Genomic DNA, 19825 nt, shown 5'->3' on the forward strand with positions numbered 1-19825 from the left:
GCGGCATGGCTGAGGCAACGGAGCCCGTCAGGCCGCCCCGCGCAGTTCCTCGGCCTTCTGGAGGTCCACGCTGACCAGCTGCGACACGCCCCGTTCCACCATGGTCACGCCGAACAGCCGGTCAACCCGGGCCATGGTCAGTCGATGATGGGTGATGATGAGGAAGCGGGTGCTGCCCTCCCGCGCGATGTCCTCCACCAGATCGCAGAAGCGCCCGACGTTGGCCTCGTCGAGCGGAGCGTCCACCTCGTCCAGCACGCAGATCGGGGCGGGGTTGGAGCGGAAGACGGCGAACAGCAGCGACAGCGCGGTCAGGGCCTGCTCGCCGCCGGACAGCAGCGACAGCACCTGAAGCTTCTTGCCCGGCGGGCTGGCGTAGATCTCCAGCCCGGCCTGCAGCGGATCCTCGGCGTTGACCAGCTCCAGATGCGCCTTGCCGCCGCCGAACAGGCGGATGAACAGCTCCTGGAAATTGCGGTTCACCGTGTCGAAGGAGGCGACCAGACGCTCCCGCGCCTCGCGGTTCAGGCTGGCGATGCCCTGGCGCAGGCGGGCGATGGCGCTGACCAGATCCTCGCGCTCGGTTTGCAGCGTGCCGATCTGCGTTTCGAGTTCGGCGGCCTCGATCTCGGCGCGCAGGTTGACCGGCCCCATGTTCTCGCGCTCGCGGGTCAGCTTGTCGAGACGCGATTCCACGACCGTCACGTCGGGCATCGCCTCGTCGGGGGACAGGTCGGCGGCGGCGCGGGCCTGCTCGGGGCGGCAGTTCAGCCGCTCGGCGATGCGCTCGGTCAGGGTCTGGCCGTTCTGCACCGCGGCGGAGACGGCGGCCTCGGCGTGGGCGCGGGCCTCTCGGGCGTCGGCCAGACCGGATTCGGCCTGCTTCAGCAGCTTCTCGGTCTCGGCCAGCCGGTTCTCCGCTTCGGCCAGGGCGTCGGCGGCGCGCTTGCGGGCGCGCTCGGCCTCGCTGATCCGGCCGAGCAAGGCCTGCCGGTCGGCCTCGATCGCCGCCGGGCGGCTTTGCAATTGGGCGAGGTCGGTTTCGGCGGCGGCGGCGCGCTCCCTCAACTCGGCCACGCGCCCGCCCGCTCCGGCGGAGCGGGTGCCCCAGGAGGCGACGTCCTGCTGGATGGCGGCCAAGCGCTGGCGGCGGGACTGCGCCTCGCGGGTCAGGCGGTCCAGCGCGTTCTGCTTCTCGGCGAGGACGGCGCGGTGCTCGGCGAGGGTGGCGCGGCGGTCGTTGACGGCGTCGCGGCCTTCGCGCGGGTCGGGCAGGGCGTCCAGCAACTCCCGCGCCTCCTCCAGGGCGGCCTCGGCCTCCTGCCGGTCGGTCTCCAGCCGCGCGATGCCATCGACCAGCGCCGCCAGCTTCGAGGCGGCGGCGTCGGCCTCGCGGGCCAGCTTGGCGTGGCGGTCGCGGGCGGCGGTCACCCCGGCGAAGGCCTCGCGCACCGCGTCGCGGGCGCGCCGGTCGGCCTGGGCGGCCTCCTCGACGGCGCGCTTCGCTTCGTCCAGGGCGTCGCGGGCGACCTCCAGCCGCTCGTCGGCGAGGTCCAGCTCGCCGCGCAGCTCGTTCAGGCGGTTGCGCTGCTTCAGGCGGACGGCGGCGGCGGTCGGCGCGCCGGCCTGCACGGTCAGCCCGTCCCAGCGCCACGCCCCGCCGTCGCGGCTGACCAGGGTCTGGCCGGGGGCGAGGCCGGCGGCCAGGGCGGCACCCGCCGCGTCGTCGACCACCACGCCAATGTGCGACAGGGCGCGGGCGGCGGCCTGCGGTCCCTGGACGCGGTCGGCCAGCGGCTCGGCCCCGGCGGGCAGGGGGGCGGCGTCGGTGTAGGGCGGCAGGGGGCGCCAGTGGACCGGGGCGGCCTCGTCCAGCGGGGCGGTCAGCGCGTCGCCCAGCGCCGCCGCCAGGGCGCCCTCGTAGCCGGGGGCGACGGTGACCGCGTCGACCAGCGGCGGGAACAGGTCGCCCGCCCCGGCGGAGAGCAGCTCGGCCAGCGCCTTTTCCTCCGCCTTCAGCTTGGCGCGGGCGGATTCGGCGGTTTGCAGGGCTTCGCGGGCGCGGGCCTGGGCGGGTTCGGCGTCGGTCTTGGCGCGCTCGGCCCGCTCGGCGGCCTCGCGGGCGTCCTCCAGCCGCTGTTCGGCCAGCTCGACCGCCAGCTCGGACTCGGCCACGTCGGCGCGGGCGGCGATCTCGCGCTCCAGCGCGTCGCGCTGCGTCTGCTGTTCGGTGAGGCGCCGGACGAGCCCGGAGGCCCGTGTTTCGAAATCAGCGACCTGCCGCTGGGTGGCGGCGCGGCGGGCCTCGTCGGCGGCGGTCTGCTCGGTCAGGCGGGTCAGCTCGCGGTCGAGCGCGTCCACCGCCTCCCGCGCGGCGGCCAGCGCCTCGCGCGCGGCCTCCTCCAGCATCTCCTCGTCGGCCTGGGCTTCCAGCAGGCGGTCGCGTTCGGCCTCCAGCCGGGCCAGGGCGTCGCCGGCGTCGGCGGCCAGTGCCTCCTCGCGGCCGAGGTCGCCGGCGATCTGCTGCAGGCGGGAGAGCAGGGCGCGCTGCTGCTCGGCGACCCGCTTCTCCTCGGCGTCGAGCTGTTCCTTGGCGATGACCAGCCGTTGCAGGCCGGCGGCGGCCGCCGCTTCGGCCTGACGCTTTTCCGGCAGCCCGGCGGCGTCATCGGTGCGGCGGGTGGTCAACTGGGTGACCGCCAGCATCAGCTCCCGCACCGCGCCCTCGGCCTTGGCGAAGGCGCCGCGGGCGCGCGCCAGCTCGCCTTCATGGGCGATCCAGCGCAGGTGCCAGAGCACGGCCTCCGCCTTGCGGATCTGTTCGGAGAGGTTGCGGTAGCGGGCGGCCTGCCGCGCCTGCTTCTTCAGGCTCTGAAGCTGGGTGTCCATGGCCCCGATCACGTCGTCGAGGCGCATGAGGTTGGCTTCGGCCGCCTTCAGCCGCAGCTCCGCCTCGTGCCGGCGGGAGTGCAGGCCGGTGATGCCCGCCGCTTCCTCCAGCAGCATGCGGCGGTCCTGCGGCTTGGCGTTGATGATCTGGCCGACCTTGCCCTGGCTGACCAGCGCCGGGGACGCGGCGCCCGAGGCGTTGTCGGCGAAGAGGAGCTGGACGTCGCGGGCGCGCACCAGCTTGCCGTTGATGCGGTAGTCGGAGCCGTTGCCCCGTTCGATCCGCCGCGTCACCTCCAGCTCGTCGTGCTCGTTGAAGCCGGCGGGGGCGGTGCGCGTGCGGTTGTCGATGAGGAGGGCGACCTCGCCGAGATTGCGCGCCGGACGATTGGCCGTGCCGCCGAAGATGACGTCGTCCATGTCGTCGCCGCGCATGCGCTTGGCGGAGGTTTCCCCCATCACCCAGCGCAGCGCCTCCACCAGATTCGACTTGCCGCAGCCGTTGGGGCCGACGATGCCGGTCATGCCCGGCTCGATCACCAGATCGGTGGCGTCGACGAACGACTTGAAGCCGGACAGGCGGAGGCGCGTGAAGTGCACGGGATCGAAGCCTTCTGCCCGGTCCTTACTTCACCAGCTTGTCGATGGCCGCGGCGAAGGTCTCGAAGGACTGCGCGCCGCTGATGGTGGCCGCGCCCTCGTTGAGGACGAAGGTCGGGGTGGCCTCCACCTTGTACTTGTCCTGGCCGACCAGCCGGCTCTGCAGGATGCCGTCGGCCAGCGCCTGGTTGGCCATGCAGGCGTTGATGACCTGCTCGCTCATGCCGGCGAGCTTGCCGTACTGGGCCAGCGCCTTGACCGGGTCGGCGGCGCGGCTCCACTGGCCCTGGCTCTTGAACAGCACGTCGAGCAGCGGGTAGTAGCGCTCCGCCGGGGCGCAGCGGGCCAGCATGGAGGCGCGCAGCGCCGCCTGATCGAAGGGGAAGTCGCGGAAGATCAGCTTGGCCTTGCCGGTGTCGATGTAGGCTTCCTTGATCTTCGGCAGCGTCTCGGTGTGGAAGGCGGCGCAGTGCGGGCAGGTCATCGACGAATAGTCGAGGATCGTCACCGGCGCGTTGGGGTTGCCGAGCACCCGGTCCGCCAGCAGATCGGCGGTCGAGGGCGCCGAAGCCTGCGCCATTTGCACGGGCGGCTGCACCGGCAGAGTCTGCCCGTTCGACGGCCGGGAGCCGGCGACGGCGAGCCCGATGATCAGCGTCATGCCGACCGCGATCAGAGCAACGATGCCCAAAAGGTTGCGGTTCACTTTGGCCTCATCCCTACCAGATGTTGATGGTATAATCGAAACTCCCCTTTTGCGGCAAGAGTATGGCCCAGCCCGAGCCGGCTCCCGCCCCAGGGGTATGGCGCAATGCTCAGCGGCGTCGCGGCGCCGGACGCGGGCGGGCCAGCAGCGACCGCCCGAAGCGCTCCAGCGTGGCCCGCAATTCCTCGTCCTCCACCGTCGCGGCGGTGGTCATCACCGACAGCTCCTCGTCCATGGTCAGGTCGCGCGGGCGCGCCACCGGCTTCTGGACGGTCAGCGGGGCGGCGTGGATCAGCTTGATCTTGGCCACCGCGCGGTAGCCGAAGAAGCTGTTGATCCGCTCGACGATCTGCGGTTCCAGATGCTGAAGCTCCAGCGCGATGGCGCCCATGGCGCGGATGTGCAGGACGGCGTCCTCCCGCTTGCCGCGGGGAAAGCTCAGCTTGTCGGGGGCGGTGCGCAGGCTCAACTGGTGGCCGACGATGGACGGCCAGTCGTTGATGAGCGAGCCGAAGGCCAGCCCGCGCTTGCCCAGCGCCTTGCCGGCCACCTCGGGGACGGTCTGGCCGATACGCCGCGGTCCGTTCATGTCAAGGCTTCCTGGTCGGGGCTTCCTGGTGATCGTCCGCGCACCCTAGCGCAAGCGGACGGGACTTCGCCAGCGCCCCCGCGGGTGCCCCTTTCTCGGCAGGCCTTTCTTGGCGGCCCTTTATCGGAGTCCGGGTTCGCCCTATGTCTTGCCGCCATGACGACGCCTCTCCACACCGCCTCCAAGCACGCCCCCAGCGACGCCGCCCCCCGGCTGCTCTCCTGGTACGATCACAACCGCCGCGACCTGCCCTGGCGCGCCAAGCCGGGGGAGGTCGCCGACCCCTACCGGGTCTGGCTGTCGGAGATCATGCTGCAGCAGACCACGGTGCCCGCCGCCGCACCCTATTTCCGCGCTTTCACCGAACGCTGGCCGACGGTGCGCGACCTCGCGGCGGCGCCGCTGGACGACGTGCTGGTGGCCTGGGCCGGGCTCGGCTACTACGCGCGGGCGCGCAACCTGCACAAATGCGCTCAGGTGGTGGCGACGGAGCGGGCGGGGCGCTTTCCCGACAAGGAGGTGGCTCTGCTGGAGTTGCCGGGCATCGGCGCCTACACCGCGGCGGCGATCACCGCCATCGCCTTCGGCCACAAGGCGACGGTGGTGGACGGCAACGTGGAGCGGGTGGTCTCCCGCGTGTTCGCCGTCGAGGAGCCGCTTCCCGGCGTGAAGCCCAAGCTGCGCGCTCTGGCTGCCATCCTGACGCCGGACGAACGGCCCGGCGACTACGCCCAGGCGATGATGGACCTCGGCGCCACGGTCTGCACGCCGCGCAAGCCCAAATGCATGCTCTGTCCCTGGTCGGACTGGTGCGCCGCCCGCGCCGCCGGCATCCAGGAGCAGCTTCCCCGCAAGGCCGCCAAGGCGGACAAGCCGACCCGGCGCGGCGTCGCCTTCTGGCTGCTGAATCCGGAGGGCGCCGTGCTGCTGCGCCGCCGGGCGGAGGAGGGATTGCTGGGCGGCATGACTGAGGTGCCCTCCACCCCCTGGGCCGGGCACGCGCCGACCGATGCCGAGATCGCGGCGGCGGCCCCGCTGGATCGCTCCTGGCGCCGGCTGCCGGGCGTGGTCCGCCATACTTTCAGCCATTTTCACCTCGACCTTGAGGTCGTCGCGGCCAAGGCCGGCGACAACTGGCGGATGGCCGAGGGGCTGTGGGTTCCGGTGGACCGGCTGGGCGGGCAGGCTCTTCCCTCCGTCATGATGAAAGTCGTGCGTCACGCCCTGGCTCACGCATAGACGGGGCGCACGCGTAAACGGCACTCGAAAACGGACGATGGACGGAGCGAGATGAGGCGGCGGACGATCCTGGCCCTGCCGGCCTTCCTGGCCGGCGCGTGGCTTGCCGGGCCCCTGCGGGCGGAGCCGCCTCAGCGGGCGGAGGCCAAGGCAAAGAAGGGGCCGGCGCCCGCCGGGCGTCGCGTCGCCCTGGAACTCGTTCTGGCGGTGGACGGGTCGGCGTCGATCACCGATGGGGATCTGGAGTTCCAGTTGCAGGGCCATGCCGCGGCCTTCCGCGATCCGGACGTCCGCGACGCGGTGACCGCGGGGGGCGTGGCGGCGACCCTGGTGGTCTTTTCCGGCCCGCACAGCCTGCGTGTCCTGGTGCCCTGGACTCCGCTGACCAACGCGGAGGAGGTGGCCGCCTTCGCGGCCCGGATCGACAAGGCGCCGCGCGGTTTCCAGGGCGACTCCACGGCGCTGGGCAGCGCCATCGAGGAATCGGCAAAGCTGTTCGCCGGCAACGGATTCGACGCCGGGCGCAAGGTCATCGACATCGTGTCGAACGGTTTCTCCAACAGCGGCCCCGACCCCGCGGGAGTCCGCGACCGGGTCGAGCGGCAGGGGATCACCATCAACGCCCTGGCCATCCTCGACGAGTTTCCCTGGCTGGAAGAGTATTACCAGGAGAATGTGGTCGGCGGCATGAATGGCTTCGTAAAGACGGCGATGGACCGCAGCAGTTTCGTCGAAGCGCTCCGGCAAAAGCTCATCCAGGAAATCGCCGCTCTTCCGGCGTCGCGCTCGATTATCACAGCGGCTAACTTCTGAGCGACGGGCGCGCAGTCTCTTAGAATTTCGGAAAATCGTCTGGAGGATCGAGTCGGATCGGGTTACCTTACCCTTGCGTGCGGAACATTTGGATTGCGCATCTCCTGGTATGTTTCCGGGCGGGTGCCGCGCCGTGGCTGGTGCGCTGGAACGGTGGAATGGACGATCGCAAGCCGGTGCAGCCGGGTGACATCGCGGTAGCGGACATCGTGGCGGCGGCCGGCGCGGCGGTTTCCGGGAAGGCCGTCGCCCATGGCGCGGCTCCGCCACCCGAAGCCGGAGGGGCCGCCGGCTCCGGGCGGAAGCCCCGTCTGCAGACCGTGGCGACGGCGTTGGCCGTCGCCATCGCCCTGCTGCTGGGAGCGCTGGCGGCGGCGGTCGGATCGGCCGGTCTCGGCATCGTCGAACTCGCGGAGGAGGCGCGCACCGTCGGCGTGCCGCGCGTCGGCGCCCAGCACCGCGATGCCCTGACGGTCGCCGAGCTGGGGCGGCTGGCCGAAGTGATCCTGAACGGGCGCGACCGCACCCGCCGCGCCGCCGCCCTCGACGAGGCCGAAGCGCTTGCCGGCACCCTCGCCCAGGGGGCGGGCGCCAGCGCGCGCGACCAGCTCGATCAGGCGCTGAGCGCCCTGCGGCGGGGCAACCACCATGCCGACCTGCTCGACGCGCTGTCCGTCGGCATCGGCGAGCAGCTGGGCGGGGTGGATGACGCGCTGGCCGACGCGACGGCGCTGCTGGCGGAGCCGGACAAGGCGGTCCAGGACTATGCCTTTCTCAGCAACCTGTACCACCTGCGCCGGCTTTACGGACGGGCGGCGGCCAGCGATACGGCGGAGCGGCTGACGCTGGTGGACAGCGACATCATGGGGCTGCTGCGCAACCAGCAAACCCTGCTCGACAGCCTGTCCAGCATGAGGACGGGGCCGGCGGCGCAGCCCAACCGCCTCGCCATCGTTCTGGACCGCTTCGCATCGGCGCGCGCGGTGACCGACCTGCAGCGGGGCCGCCTGTCCGTGCTGGCCCAGGTTCGGGCGGACGGCGATCTCGCCTATCGGCGGCTGGAAGCGCTGGCCGCCAGCCTGCCGAGCGACGGCACCGCCGGCGCGATCGGCACGATGGACCGCATGGTGGCCGATGGCCGGCGCGGACTGTGGGTCGGGCTGGCGGGGGGAGCGGCGGTCATCCTCCTGCTGGGCGGCGTGACGGTGTTGCTGCGCCGCCATGTTGTGGCTCCGCTCCGGCGTCTCGGCGACACGCTGGACGGCTTGAGCGGGAACCCACCACAAACAGCAGGACCGCGCGCCTCGCTGGAGGAGTTCGACCGCATCGGCGCCGCGGTGGAGCGGGTGGCCGGGACGATGAAGGCGCTGCACCGCCAGACCGCCGCGTTGCGGGCGAGCGAGGAGCGGTTGAACGCCATCCTGCAATCCTCGCCCTTTCCCATCGTCATCGCGCGGCGCGGCGACGGGCGCATCCTGGTCGCCAGCGCCTCCGCCGCCGACCTTCTGGAGACCACCGGCGCCGCCCTGCTGGAGCGCGCCTTGCCGGATTTCTTGGAAACGACCGGCGATTGGGAGGGGCTGGCCGACAGCGTGCACCGGCGCGGGCGGTTGCCGGAGGTCGAAACGCGGCTGCGGACCGCGGAAAGGCGCCCCTTCTGGGGCGTGCTGTCGGCGATGGCGATGGATCACGACGGCGTTGAAGCGATGTTCGTGGCTCTGCGCGACATTTCCGCGCGCAGATACGCTGAAAAGGCGAGGGTCCTCGCGACGGAGGCGACGGAGCGCGCGTTGCACGACCTTCGGCAGACCCGAAGCAGCCTCGTGCAGGCGGAGAAGCTGGCGTCGCTGGGGGCGCTGGTGGCCGGGGTGGCGCACGAGATCAGCACGCCCGTGGGCATCGGCGTGACCGCCGCCAGCCATCTGTCCGAACAGGCGCGGCAGTTCAAGGCCGGCGTGGCGGACGGCCATCTTCGCCGTCGCGACCTGGACGAGTTCGTGAACCGGGTCGATGAGGGGGCTTCCATCATCCTGGGCAATCTGGAGCGCGCCTGCACGCTGGTGCAGAGCGTCAAGCAGGTGGCCGTGGACCAGACGTCGGAGGCGCGCCGAACCTTCGAGCTGCGCGGCTATCTGGACAGTGTTCTGAACAGCCTGGCCCCGCGTCTGAAGGGCACCGGGCATCGGGTGACGCTGGATTGTCCGGACGGGCTGGTCATGGACAGCTATCCGGGAGCTTTGTCGCAGGTCGTGTCGAATCTCGTCATCAACGCGCTGCTGCACGCCTTCCAGCCCGACATGGCGGGCACCATCGCCATCGCCGTGCGTGCCGACCCTTCACCCTCCGCCGGCGCGGCGGGCGCCGTGCCGGTGGGCGTCGTGCCGGCGGGCGTCGTGCTGGACATCATCGACGACGGCCGCGGCGTTCCGCCGGACCAGATCGAGCGCATCTTCGAGCCCTTCTTCACCACGCGCCGCGCCGAAGGCGGCAGCGGGCTCGGCCTGCACATCGTCCACAACATCGTCACGGGGATTCTCGGCGGGCGCATCGCCGTGGCGTCGCCGCCGGGGGGCGGCTGCCGCTTCACCATCCATCTGCCGCTGACCGCGTCACCCACGGCGCCGCCCGCGGCCACGGCCGGCCGGGTCGCGGCGGTGCAGAAGGAGCCCGCCTGGTGATTCAGGCCCGGGCGCGTTCGATCTCGACGCCGACGCTGGCGGCGTCCGGGAACACGTCGAGCTTCTCCACCCGCACCTTGACGCTGGCGATCCGCTCGTCGGACAGGCAGCGCTCGGCGATCCGCTCCGCCAGCGTTTCGATCAGGGTGACGTGGCCCTGGCTGACCAGCCCCTTCACCACCGCCGCCATGTCCTCGCCGGTGACGCCGGGGGCGACGACCTCCAGGTCGAGGCTCAGGCGGATGCGCTGCGGCTTGATGCGTTCGTGGGCGTAGACGCCGATCAGCGCATCCATGACCAGATCGCGCACGAAGCAACGGGTGGAAAGCGCCGCCGGGGCCGAACGGGGCGCCGGAGCCGTGACAGTGGCGAAGAGCTTGTTCATGGCGCACACGCCTATCACGCCGTCCCCGTCCTGCCAAGGCATGCGGGCGGCAATCGGTGAAGGGCTCCAATGCCGAACTTGCGGGAACGGGGCGGCACGGAGGGCCACCCCGACTCACGTCCGGCGCCGGAGTTCAGGCGGAGGCTTCGGAGCGGATGCGCTCCCGCAGCACGTCGATGGGACGGAGGTCGCCGCCATCCTCATAGTGCCAGAAGGTCCAGCCGTTGCAGGCCGGAAGCCCGGCCATGGCGGCGCCCACCTGATGGATGGACCCGCGATGTTCGCCACGCGGGCCGGCCCCGATCAGCGTGCCGTCGGCGCGCACGCGGGCGACCACGCGGCGGCGCAGGTCGAACAGCGAGGTGCCGGGGCGCAGCAGGCCGCGCTCCACCACCCAGCCGAAGGGAATGCGCGGGGCCGACCGCTTCGGCGGCGTGTCCAGGACGGCGGCGTCGGGGGCCTCCTCCACCGCCTCGATGCGGGCGGTGGCCGCCTTGGCGTAGGTCGGGTCGCGCTCCAGCCCGATCCAGTTGCGGCCCAGCCGCTTCGCCACGGCGCCCGTGGTGCCGGTGCCGAAGAAGGGGTCGAGAACCGTGTCGCCGGGGCGGGAGGAGGACAGGATGACGCGGTAGAGAAGCGATTCCGGCTTCTGCGTCGGGTGGGCCTTGCGGCCGTCCTCGTCGCGCAGGCGCTCCGCGCCGTTGCAGATCGGCAGCAGCCAGTCGCTGCGCATCTGCAGATCGTCGTTCAGCGCCTTCATGGCGTCGTAGTTGAAGCGGTAGCGGGCGTCCTTCTCGCGCGAGGCCCAGATCATGGTCTCATGCGCGTTGGCGAAGCGCGTGCCGCGGAAGTTCGGCATCGGGTTGGTCTTGCGCCACACGATGTCGTTCAGAATCCAGAATCCCAGATTCTGCAGCGTGGCGCCGACACGGAAGATGTTGTGGTAGCTGCCGATCACCCACAACGATCCCTCGGGCTTCAGGATGCGGCGGGCCGCGGCGAGCCAGTCCCGCGTGAAGCGGTCGTAGGTCTCGAAATCCTCGAACTTGTCCCAGTCCTCTTCCACTCCGTCAACACGCGAGTGGTTCGGGCGCAAGAGTTCGCCCCCCAGCTGGAGGTTATAAGGCGGATCGGCAAAGACAAGGTCCACCGATTCAGCCGGCATTTCATTCATGAGGGCGATGCAATCGCCCACGAGAATTTTGTTCAGGGGGAGCATTGACGAAACCAAAACAGCGAATCAGTCGTTGGGACAATGATTCGCCGCCGAGTCGCCGTCAACTGATTTCTTGTCCCGGAATCGCGGGGGTCAGCCGGCCCGCTCGATTTGGGCGCGGACTGGTGCAAAAGTGACTCGGTGGTGGGGCGTCACGCCGTGGCGGCGCAGCGCCTCCAGATGCTCCGGCGTCGGGTAGCCGGCGTTGCGGTCCCAGCCGTATTCCGGGTGAAGCTCCGCCAGCCGCATCATCTCGCGGTCGCGCGCCACCTTGGCGACGATCGAGGCCGCGGCGATCGACTGGCTGCGCCCGTCGCCCTTGACGATGGCTTCCATCAGGCAGGACAGGTCGGGCTTGAACTTGCCGTCGATCAGCGCGACGGCGGGCGGCTCGCCGGGCAGCGCCTCGTAGGCGCGCTTCATGGCCAGCAGCGTGGCCTTGTGGATGTTGAGTTTGTCGATCTCCTCCGCCGACGCCTCGGCCAGCGCGACGGCCAGGGCGTGGGCGCGGATCTCCGGCTCCAGCGCCTCGCGGGCGCACAGGCTCAGCGCCTTGCTGTCGTTGATGGCGCGGGCCAGCGCGTCGGGCAGCCCGCCCGCCGGCAGCACCACGGCGGCGGTGACCACCGGGCCGGCGAGCGGGCCGCGCCCCACCTCGTCGATGCCGCAGACCAGCCGCCCCCGGCCCAAGGCGATTTCGAAGGACAGATCGGGCTGCGGGCGGGGGACTTTGACGCGGACGGCTTTGGTGGTGGTCTTGGACGTCATGGGGAGTCGGTTCTTGCGGGTTCGGCGTGGTGGGGCAGCAGGCGTCCGCCGGACAGCTGTTCGATGTAGATGCGCGTCAGCGAGCGCAGGATGGGCGGCATCGTCTCGATCGCTTTGGCGAACTGGTCCTTGCGGATGATTTCGCAGACCGTGGCCTCCAGCGCAACGACGGTGGCGGCGCGCGGCCGGTTGGCGAGGAGGGCCAACTCCCCGAAGATGCGCCCCGGCCCCAGCACGCCGAGGTCGGCCCCGTCGCGCCGAACGCCGACCGAGCCGGACTGGATCAGGTAGGCCGCCGTTCCCTCGTCCCCTTGGCGGAAGAAGCTGTGGCCGTTGCGGAACATGCGGCGGTCCGCCACCGTGGCGAAGGAATCGGAGGAGCGGATGCCGGCGCCGCCCCCCTGCCGCTCGGGCTGGGACAGGCCGTAGCTGCGGCGGATCGCGGCGACGAGGCTTTCCAGCAGGTAGGAGGCCAGCGGCGGGCAGCGGCCGCGCAGCGTGCGGAAGGTCTCGCGCGACAGTTCCACCGCCTCGACGGCGGTGAGGGCGCGCACCGTGGCGCTGCGCAGCCCGTCGTCCAGCAGGGCCATCTCTCCAACGATGGCGTTGGCGCCGACGGTGCCCAGGCGGCGCGGGCCGTCCGAACCGTCCAGCAGAACCTCCAACTCGCCCGACTGGATCAGCCACGCGCGGTCCCCGGCCTCGCCCTGGCGGATCAGCACGGTGTCGGCGGCGATGCGCCGCGTGGGAAGGTCGGGTCCGATTCTGGTCATCACCGGTTCCATGGCTCCGGGCGCTCCGGGCGGGCCGGCCGCGTTCCATGGAGTTTAGCGCGAATGCCGATCCGCTTCAGGCGAATTTGCCGTGGCCGGCGTGTGGCGGCCGTGAGGCTTGGCGGAGCGCGTCGGCTGCGCTATGCATGGCGCCCTCAAATCGAGAGGCCGGAAGTCATGACCACCACCGCCACCACCGAATGCCCCTGCCGTTCCGGCAAGCCCCTGGACGCCTGCTGCGGCCCCTATCTGGACGGCAGCGCGCCGGCGCCGACCGCCGAAGCGCTGATGCGGTCGCGCTATTCGGCCTTCGCCTGCGGGAAGATCGACTATCTGCAGGAGACGCTGCTGCCGGAGACCCGCGAGGACTTCGACCGCAAGGAGATCGAGACCTGGGCCGCCAACAGCCAGTGGACCGGCCTTGAGGTTCGCAGCACCGAGGCCGGCGGGGCGCAGGACGAGGACGGCGTGGTCGAGTTCGTCGCCCACTTCACCATGAACGGCAAGCCGCAGAAGCACCACGAGACCAGCCGCTTCACCCGGCGGGACGGCCGCTGGTACTATGTGGACGGCACGCTGGGCGCCCGCCCGCGCAGCGGCCCCAAGGTCGGCCGGAACGATCCCTGCCCCTGCGGCAGCGGCAAGAAGCACAAGAAGTGCTGCGGGGCGGCCTGACCGTCCGAACTTGGCCGGCATTCCGCCGATTCTCGCAGCAATTGCGATATTTTTGGTCGCCCGGTGACCGCCGGGCGGCCTTCGGCCGTGTTTGGGGCGAATCTTTCTTTCCGGCGCGCGCGATCTCAATTGAAAAGCGCGGCGGAACGGATCATCTTCGGGGGGCCATGTTCCGCCGGTTGGGGCATGGCCTATCACGACAGATGAGACCACGTATGTTCGACCGTCCGCAGCGCAACAGCTTCCGCGCTCCCGAGATCACCCAGCGCAACATCCGCGCCACCGTCAAGTGGTTCAACGCGACCAAGGGCTTCGGCTTCGTCACGCCCGAAGACGGTTCGCCGGATGCCTTCCTGCATTCCACGGTTCTGCAGTTCTGCGGACACGACAGCCTGCCCGAGGGTGCCACCATCACCTGTGACCTGTCCCGCGGCCCGAAGGGCCCGCAGGTCGCCACCATCCACGACGTCGACACCTCGACCGCCAGCGAGTCCCCGCGCCCGGCGGCGCGCGCTCCGCGCGGCGACAGCTACGGCGGCGGCTACGGCGGTGGCAGCAGCTACGGCGGCGGCGCCGAGGAGACGGTCGACGGCACCGTGAAGTGGTTCAACGTGTCGAAGGGCTTCGGCTTCATCGCCCCGTCGACCGGCGGCAAGGACATCTTCGTCCACATCCGCGCTCTGGAGCGTTCGGGCCTCGACGTGCTCGCCGACGGCGAGCAGGTGCGGGTGACCGTCCGCCAGGGCGTCAAGGGTCCGGAAGCGCAGCGCGTCGAAGTGGTCTGACGTCGAACAGCCGGGTGTGAGGGGGCGGGGCGGACCCATCCCCGCACGCCCGGTCGCGGAAGCAGCACCATTCCCATCACCGTCGCGATCCTCATAGGACGCGCGACGGTGCGCGGGGCACAAAGAAAAAGCCCGCCGTTCCATTGGAGCGGCGGGCTTTTTTGTTTGGTTTTGTTCCTTGGTCGGCTTTGTTCAGGGGGCGGCTCGTTACGGCCGCCCGATCAGCGTGCCCATCAGGCGGGTGCGGATGGCTGCGACGGCGCAGTCCAGCGGACGGTCGGCGTCCGGCTTCGACGGGGCGGCGGCGACATCCGGGCACAGATCCTCAATCCGCCAGGCGCGCGGCGGCGGCGGCGGGGTGGCGTGCGGGTCGCAGGTCGCCGGGTCGGGATGGGTTTCCTCGCCGTTGTCGTTGGCCGGCTTGATCTCCAGGTTCGGCGACACGCCGAAGCAGTCGACCAGCCCGCCCGACGGGCGGAAGTAGCGCGCGGTGGTCAGGCGGATGCCGATGTCGCCGGACAGCGACGAGATGGTCTGCACCGACCCCTTGCCGTAGCTGCGCGTGCCGAACAGCAGCGCCCGGCTGTGGTCCTGCAGGGCGCCGGCGACGATCTCCGAGGCCGAGGCCGACCCGCTGTTGATCAGCAGGACGATGGGCAGCCCGGCCAGCAGGTCGCCCGGCGTGCCGGTGTAGCGGCGGTTCTCGTCCGGGTCGCGGCCGCGCACCGACACGATGTCCACCGCCTCCAGGAAGCGGTCGGCGACGTTCACCGCCTGGTCGAGCAGGCCGCCGGGATTGTTGCGCAGGTCCAGCACCGCGCCGGCCAGCCGGCCATGGGCCTGCCGGCGCATCTCCTCCACCGCGTCATCGAGAGCGTGGGAGGTCTGCTGGTTGAAGGCGGCGATGCGGATGTAGGCGACGTCCCCCTCCAGCCGGTAGCGCACGGGCTGGATCTTCACGATGGCGCGGGTCAGCGACACGCGGAACGGCGCGTCGGGACCACTGTTCCCGCCGCTCCCGCTGTTGCCGCCATTGCGCCGCATGGTCAGGGCGACGGAGGTGCCGACCGGGCCACGCATGCGGGCGACGGCGTCGCGCAGATTCATGCCCTTGACCTGGGCCTCGTCGATGCGGGCGATCAGGTCGCCGGTGCGCAGTCCGGCGCGGGCGGCGGGGGAGCCGTCGATGGGGGACACGACGCGGATCAGGCCGCTGTCCTCGTCCATCGTCACCTCGATGCCCAGCCCGCCGAACTCGCCCTGGGTCTGCTCCCGCATGTAGCGGAAATGCTCCGAGTCGAGGAAGGCCGAGTAGGGGTCGAGGGAGGTCAGCATGGCGTCCAGAGCCGCCTCGGTCAGGGCCCGGTCGGTCGCCCCCGGCTCCTCCTTCTTTTTCTTCTGGAGACCGGCGACGGCCTTCTCGACCAGCGCCTGCGGCGTGCCCGGCTTCACATGCTCGGCCAGCACGCGGCGCAGGACGTCGGAGAAGAGAAGGTAGTTGCGGTCCGCCGGGGAGGGGAGGGAGGAGGTGCCCTTGGCCTTCGCGAACTCCTGCCGGTAATGGTCCAGCGCGATGCTGGTGTCGGCGCGGGACGCGGGAACCACCGCGCAGGCGGGTCCCATCGCCACCATCAGCAGCAACAGCGCCGCCAGCAGTTTCGCCATCCTGCGCCCCTCTTGACTGACCGGCCCGGCCGGCGGAATCAAAGCCATCAACGCGACTGCAAGCCTTATTGTACCAGGGGTTTCGCCTGCCGGACGCCCAAGGCCGGTGCATGTGTGCGTCTGTGCAGCGGAACACGGCCTTGCGGACGGTCCCACCGGTCGTCCATTCGCAACCTAGCACGTTGACCGGGCAATCTCAAATCCTGCCCCCTGGTGCCGCGTGACCCGTCGCCTCGCGCTGGATAGGATATATGTCTCCACCCGTCGCGCCGCCACTCTCCGGGCGGGGGAGAGGGCCGGCGCGGGGATTCTACGCCTTAATAGGCACCTTTTCCGCTGAGCATCACGCCGACCGTGCGCAGCAGGATGCGGATGTCGCCCCACAGGCTCCAGCCCAGCAGATAGGCGGTGTCGAGCTGGACGCGCTGGCCGTAATCGACGTCGTTGCGGCCGCTGACCTGCCACAACCCGGTCAATCCGGGGCGGCAGCGCATGTAGAAGGGGAAGCAGACGTGATAGCGCGCCACCTCCTCCTGCACGATGGGGCGCGGGCCGACCAGACTCATGTCGCCGGTCAGGACGTTGAAGAGCTGCGGCAGCTCGTCCAGGCTGGTCCGGCGCAGGAAGCGGCCGATCCAGGTGATGCGGGGATCGTTGCGCAGCTTGCGCGTGGCCTCCCACTCGGCGCGGGCCTCCGGATCGGACTCGATGTGCTTCTCGAAGACCTCCGGCGCGTTGACGACCATCGAGCGGAATTTCAAGCAGGTGAAGTCCCGGCCCTCGGTCCCGATGCGCCGGTGGCCGAACACCGCGGGGCCGCCGTCCAAGGTGATGAGAAGACCGACGATCAGCATCAGCGGCCCGAAGAACAGAATCAGCCCGACCGCCCCCACAAGGTCGAAGGCCCGTTTCACCCGGTTGCGGTGCAGCGGTTCCATGGCCGGCAAGCGCGCGACCAGCTCCGCGGCGGACGCCGTGCCGGCGAGCGTCGCCGGCTCCAGCGGTGCAGCACCCAACTGGATGGACTGCGGAATACCCATCGATCCCCCGTACTCACAATTCGGCTGGCGGAAACACGACCGCCTTCCGTGGGAGGCAACGCGCAAGGCGCGTCCGGGGTCCCCCGGCCGGGATGATCCGCCGCAGTTCCATCGCGGTAAGCCGGTCGGCGATAGTGGGGCCAACGGGGTGCCACTTCCGGTGGAAGCGCGGGCTCAGCAGATGCGGGGAAGCTGCTCGCCGGACAGCCAATCGACGATGCGCGTGCCGCCGAAGCGCGTTTCCATCTGCACGAAACGGTGCGAGTCCTCGACCACGGTCCCGATGATGGCGGCCTCGGCGCCCAGCGGATGGGCGCGCATGGCCGCCAGAAGGCGGTCCGCGTCCTCCGCCGCGCAGATGGCGATCAACTTGCCCTCGTTGGCGACGTAGAGCGGGTCGAGTCCGAGCAGTTCGCAGGCCGCCGCAACCTCCGCCTTCAGCGGGATGTCGGCCTCGCGCAGCAGCATGCCGACGCCCGACTGGTGGGCGATCTCGTTCAGCGTCGTCGCCAGACCGCCGCGGGTCGGGTCGCGCAGCGCATGCACGTCCGGCACCGCCGCGACCATGCCGGCGACCAGCCCGTGCAGCGCGGCGCTGTCCGAGCGGATGTCGGTCTCGAAGCTGAGATTCTCGCGGGTCGACATGATGGCGACGCCGTGGTCGCCCAGGGTGCCGCTGACCAGGATCGCGTCGCCGGGCCGCGCCCGTTCACCGGACGGGGCGACTCCGGGCGGCACCACCCCGATGCCGGTGGTGGTGATGAAGACGCCGTCGCCCTTGCCGCGCTCCACCACCTTGGTGTCGCCGGTGACGATGGACACGCCGGCGTCGCGCGCGGCCTGGGCCATGCTGTCCACCAGCCGCTTCAGGTCGGCCAGCGGGAAGCCTTCCTCCAGGATGAATCCGGCGGTCAGGTAGAGCGGCACCGCCCCGGCCATGGCGACGTCGTTCACCGTGCCGTGCACGGCCAACGACCCGATGTCGCCGCCGGGAAAGAACAGCGGCGAGACGACGAAGCCGTCGGTCGTCACCACCATGCGCCCGGCGGGCGGGTCGAAGGCCGCCTGATCGTTGCCCTGGTCGAGCAGCGGGTTGGCGAAGGCGGCGGCGAACAGGTCCCGCACCAGCTGGGCCATGGCCTTGCCGCCCGACCCGTGGCTCATGTCCACGGTGCCGCGGGCGAGGTCGAGCTTGCGGGTGAAGAGGCGGCGGTCGGTCATGGCGGGGTCCACACGGTCAGGCAGCGGGTCGGTCGGCGGATCAGGCGGCGGGAGTCAGGGTGCCGGTTTCGGCGAGCAGGGCGAGCGTGCGCTCCGCCTCCTCCGGGTCGAGCTTGGACAGGGCGTAGCCGACATGCACGATGACGTAGTCGCCCACCGCCACCCCCTCGACCAGCGCCAGGGAGCAGGCGACCTTCACCCCGCCCAGGCTGACGGTGGCGCGGTCGTCCTCCAGAAGCTCGATCACGCGGGCGGGAACGGCGAGGCACATGGGGGCGGTCCTTCCTGAAGCAAACTCTGCATGGTGACCCAGGCCTGTCCCAGGGCGAGCCCGCCGTCGTTGGCCGGCGCCCGGCGCGGCGGCAGCGCGGCGATACCGCGCGCCGCGAAGCCGGCGCTCAGCGCCTCCGCCAGAACGGCGTTCATCAGGCAGCCGCCGGACAGGATGACGCGGTCGAGGCCGCGCGCCGCCAGCTCCGGCATGGCCCAATCGACCAGCGCCGCGGCCAGGGTTCCATGGAACCGCTCCGCCCCCTCCTGCGCATTGATCTGCAACAAACTTTCCAGCAGGGGCGTGAGGTCCAGCACGCTGCCGTCGATCCTCCAGCCGCCTTGCAGCACCGTTGGACGGCGGACCAGCGATTCCAGGGCCATCGGCGCCTCGCCCTCGAAGCCGGCGCCCTTGAGGCTGAAGGCACGGACTCCGAGCAGGCCGCAGGCCGCGTCGAACCAGCGCCCGCAGGAACTGGTGGGCGGCGCGTTGACGCCGGCTTCGATCATCCGCCGCACGCCGTCCGCCGGGCCACAGGCGGCGAAGCGCCCGGCGATCTCCGCGCCGCGCCCCATGCGGGCCAGCGCCGCCGCCGCCATGCGCCAGGGCTGGCGCGCCGCCACGTCGCCACCGGGCTGGGCCAGCGGCGCGAGATGGCCGAGGCGGGTGAAGCCGGCGCCCTCCACCAGAAGCATTTCCCCGCCCCAGGACCCGCCGTCCGCCCCCAGCCCGAAGCCGTCCAGCGCCAGCCCGAGCGCCGGACCGCCCTCGCCGTGTTCGGCCAGCACCGCGGCGATGTGGGCGTGATGATGCTGCACCGGCAGTGTCGGCAGGCCGAGCGATTCGGCGAATCGTGTGCTCTGGAAATCGGGGTGAAGGTCGTGGGCGACGGCCACCGGCTCCACCGCCAGGATGCGGCGCAGATGGGCGACGCTTTCCTCCAGGAACGCCAGGGTCGCGGCGTTGTCGAGGTCGCCGATGTGCTGGCTGAGAAAGGCTTCGTCGTCGCGGGTCAGGCAGACGGTGGTTTTCTGGTGCCCGCCGACCGCCAGCACCGGCGGTCCGGAGCGGGGCAGGCGGATGGGCGCCGGCGCATGGCCGCGCCCCCGCCGCAGGAAAGCCGGCGCGCCCGCCACCACCCGCATCACGCTGTCGTCGGCGCGGACCAGGATGTCGCGGTCATGGTCGACGATCAGGTCGGCGATACCCTCCAGGCGATGTCGCGCCTCGCCGTTGCCGATGGCGAGCGGCTCGCCGCCGGGGTTGGCGGAGGTCATGACCAGGGCGAGGTCCTGTGGCCGCTCCAGCCACGCCGTGCCGTCGGGGCGCCCGGCGGCCTCGTGGAACAGCAGATGATGGATCGGCGTGTAGGGCAGCATGATCCCAAGCCAGGCGAGGCCGGGGGCGATGGCGTCGGGAAGTGTCGAACAGGATGACGCTTGCCCCCTCCCTAACCCTCCCCCGCTTCGCAGGGGAGGGGATTCGAGTCCCCCTCCTGCGAAGCGGGGGAGG

Annotated in this window: 17 protein-coding genes; 5 read left to right on the forward strand and 12 right to left on the reverse strand. The window is 71.0% G+C overall.

Going from position 1 to position 19825, the window contains the following annotated elements; genetic code table 11:
* Window positions 1-27: 27 nt before the first annotated feature.
* From DXK32_RS08435 to DXK32_RS08445, 3 genes are all read right to left on the reverse strand, one after another.
* A complete protein-coding gene (locus DXK32_RS08435; RefSeq protein ID WP_114858093.1) occupies window positions 28-3489 on the reverse strand; it encodes a chromosome segregation SMC family protein in 3462 nt (1153 codons plus the stop codon).
* A gap of 25 nt (window positions 3490-3514) precedes the next feature.
* Window positions 3515-4195 carry a DsbA family protein gene (locus DXK32_RS08440; protein WP_247877043.1) on the reverse strand — a complete coding sequence of 227 codons (681 nt, stop codon included), beginning with the start codon at window positions 4193-4195 and terminating at the stop codon, window positions 3515-3517.
* A gap of 109 nt (window positions 4196-4304) precedes the next feature.
* A complete protein-coding gene (locus tag DXK32_RS08445) occupies window positions 4305-4784 on the reverse strand; it encodes a DUF721 domain-containing protein (RefSeq protein WP_114858094.1) in 480 nt (159 codons plus the stop codon).
* Window positions 4785-4940: 156 nt separating this feature from the next.
* On the opposite strand from DXK32_RS08445, the gene mutY reads away from it, so the two are divergent.
* The 3 genes from mutY (at window position 4941) to DXK32_RS08460 (ending at window position 9514) form a co-directional block, all read left to right on the forward strand.
* Complete coding sequence (gene mutY / locus DXK32_RS08450; protein WP_114858095.1) at window positions 4941-6023, forward strand: A/G-specific adenine glycosylase; 1083 nt, start codon at window positions 4941-4943, stop codon at window positions 6021-6023.
* Window positions 6024-6074: 51 nt separating this feature from the next.
* A complete protein-coding gene (locus DXK32_RS08455; RefSeq protein ID WP_114858096.1) occupies window positions 6075-6836 on the forward strand; it encodes a DUF1194 domain-containing protein in 762 nt (253 codons plus the stop codon).
* Window positions 6837-6994: 158 nt separating this feature from the next.
* The gene (locus DXK32_RS08460) at window positions 6995-9514 is read left to right on the forward strand and encodes a PAS domain-containing sensor histidine kinase (protein WP_114858097.1); all 2520 of its coding nucleotides are present in this window, start codon (window positions 6995-6997) and stop codon (window positions 9512-9514) included.
* 1 nt (window position 9515) lies between these two features.
* On the opposite strand, the gene DXK32_RS08465 is transcribed toward DXK32_RS08460, so the two are convergent.
* The 4 genes from DXK32_RS08465 to DXK32_RS08480 form a co-directional block, all read right to left on the reverse strand.
* Window positions 9516-9899, reverse strand: a complete 384-nt coding sequence (locus tag DXK32_RS08465) for a dihydroneopterin aldolase (protein WP_247877044.1) — start codon at window positions 9897-9899, stop codon at window positions 9516-9518.
* 133 nt (window positions 9900-10032) lie between these two features.
* Window positions 10033-11118 carry a site-specific DNA-methyltransferase gene (locus DXK32_RS08470; RefSeq protein ID WP_041812428.1) on the reverse strand — a complete coding sequence of 362 codons (1086 nt, stop codon included), beginning with the start codon at window positions 11116-11118 and terminating at the stop codon, window positions 10033-10035.
* A gap of 90 nt (window positions 11119-11208) precedes the next feature.
* Window positions 11209-11883, reverse strand: coding sequence for a ribonuclease HII (locus DXK32_RS08475; protein ID WP_114858099.1), 675 nt, complete (start codon window positions 11881-11883; stop codon window positions 11209-11211).
* Window positions 11880-12656: a cyclic nucleotide-binding domain-containing protein gene (locus DXK32_RS08480; RefSeq protein WP_247877045.1), complete on the reverse strand. Its 777-nt coding sequence runs from the start codon at window positions 12654-12656 to the stop codon at window positions 11880-11882. The genes DXK32_RS08475 and DXK32_RS08480 overlap by 4 nt, the downstream gene beginning before the upstream one ends.
* A 177-nt stretch (window positions 12657-12833) precedes the next feature.
* On the opposite strand from DXK32_RS08480, the gene DXK32_RS08485 reads away from it, so the two are divergent.
* The gene (locus DXK32_RS08485; RefSeq protein WP_114858101.1) at window positions 12834-13331 is read left to right on the forward strand and encodes a YchJ family protein; all 498 of its coding nucleotides are present in this window, start codon (window positions 12834-12836) and stop codon (window positions 13329-13331) included.
* 215 nt (window positions 13332-13546) lie between these two features.
* A complete protein-coding gene (locus DXK32_RS08490; RefSeq protein WP_094304834.1) occupies window positions 13547-14116 on the forward strand; it encodes a cold-shock protein in 570 nt (189 codons plus the stop codon).
* 207 nt (window positions 14117-14323) lie between these two features.
* Here DXK32_RS08490 and DXK32_RS08495 read toward each other — a convergent pair whose 3' ends face one another.
* The 5 genes from DXK32_RS08495 to DXK32_RS08515 all read right to left on the reverse strand — a co-directional run bounded on the left by DXK32_RS08495 (window position 14324) and on the right by DXK32_RS08515 (window position 19785).
* On the reverse strand, window positions 14324-15781 hold the full coding sequence (locus tag DXK32_RS08495) for a S41 family peptidase (RefSeq protein ID WP_114858102.1): 1458 nt from the start codon (window positions 15779-15781) through the stop codon (window positions 14324-14326).
* 317 nt (window positions 15782-16098) lie between these two features.
* Window positions 16099-16821: a sugar transferase gene (locus tag DXK32_RS08500; protein WP_114858103.1), complete on the reverse strand. Its 723-nt coding sequence runs from the start codon at window positions 16819-16821 to the stop codon at window positions 16099-16101.
* Between the two features lie 174 nt (window positions 16822-16995).
* Window positions 16996-18042 (reverse strand): hydrogenase expression/formation protein HypE, encoded by a 1047-nt coding sequence (hypE, locus tag DXK32_RS08505; protein WP_114858104.1) that lies wholly within the window; start codon window positions 18040-18042, stop codon window positions 16996-16998.
* Between the two features lie 40 nt (window positions 18043-18082).
* Window positions 18083-18313, reverse strand: coding sequence for a HypC/HybG/HupF family hydrogenase formation chaperone (locus DXK32_RS08510; protein ID WP_114858105.1), 231 nt, complete (start codon window positions 18311-18313; stop codon window positions 18083-18085).
* Window positions 18286-19785, reverse strand: coding sequence for a Sua5/YciO/YrdC/YwlC family protein (locus DXK32_RS08515; RefSeq protein ID WP_282184575.1), 1500 nt, complete (start codon window positions 19783-19785; stop codon window positions 18286-18288). Before DXK32_RS08515 ends, DXK32_RS08510 begins: the two co-directional genes overlap by 28 nt.
* Window positions 19786-19825 lie beyond the last annotated feature (40 nt).

Source organism: Azospirillum brasilense (assembly GCF_003349955.1).
Classification (GTDB): domain Bacteria; phylum Pseudomonadota; class Alphaproteobacteria; order Azospirillales; family Azospirillaceae; genus Azospirillum; species Azospirillum brasilense_B.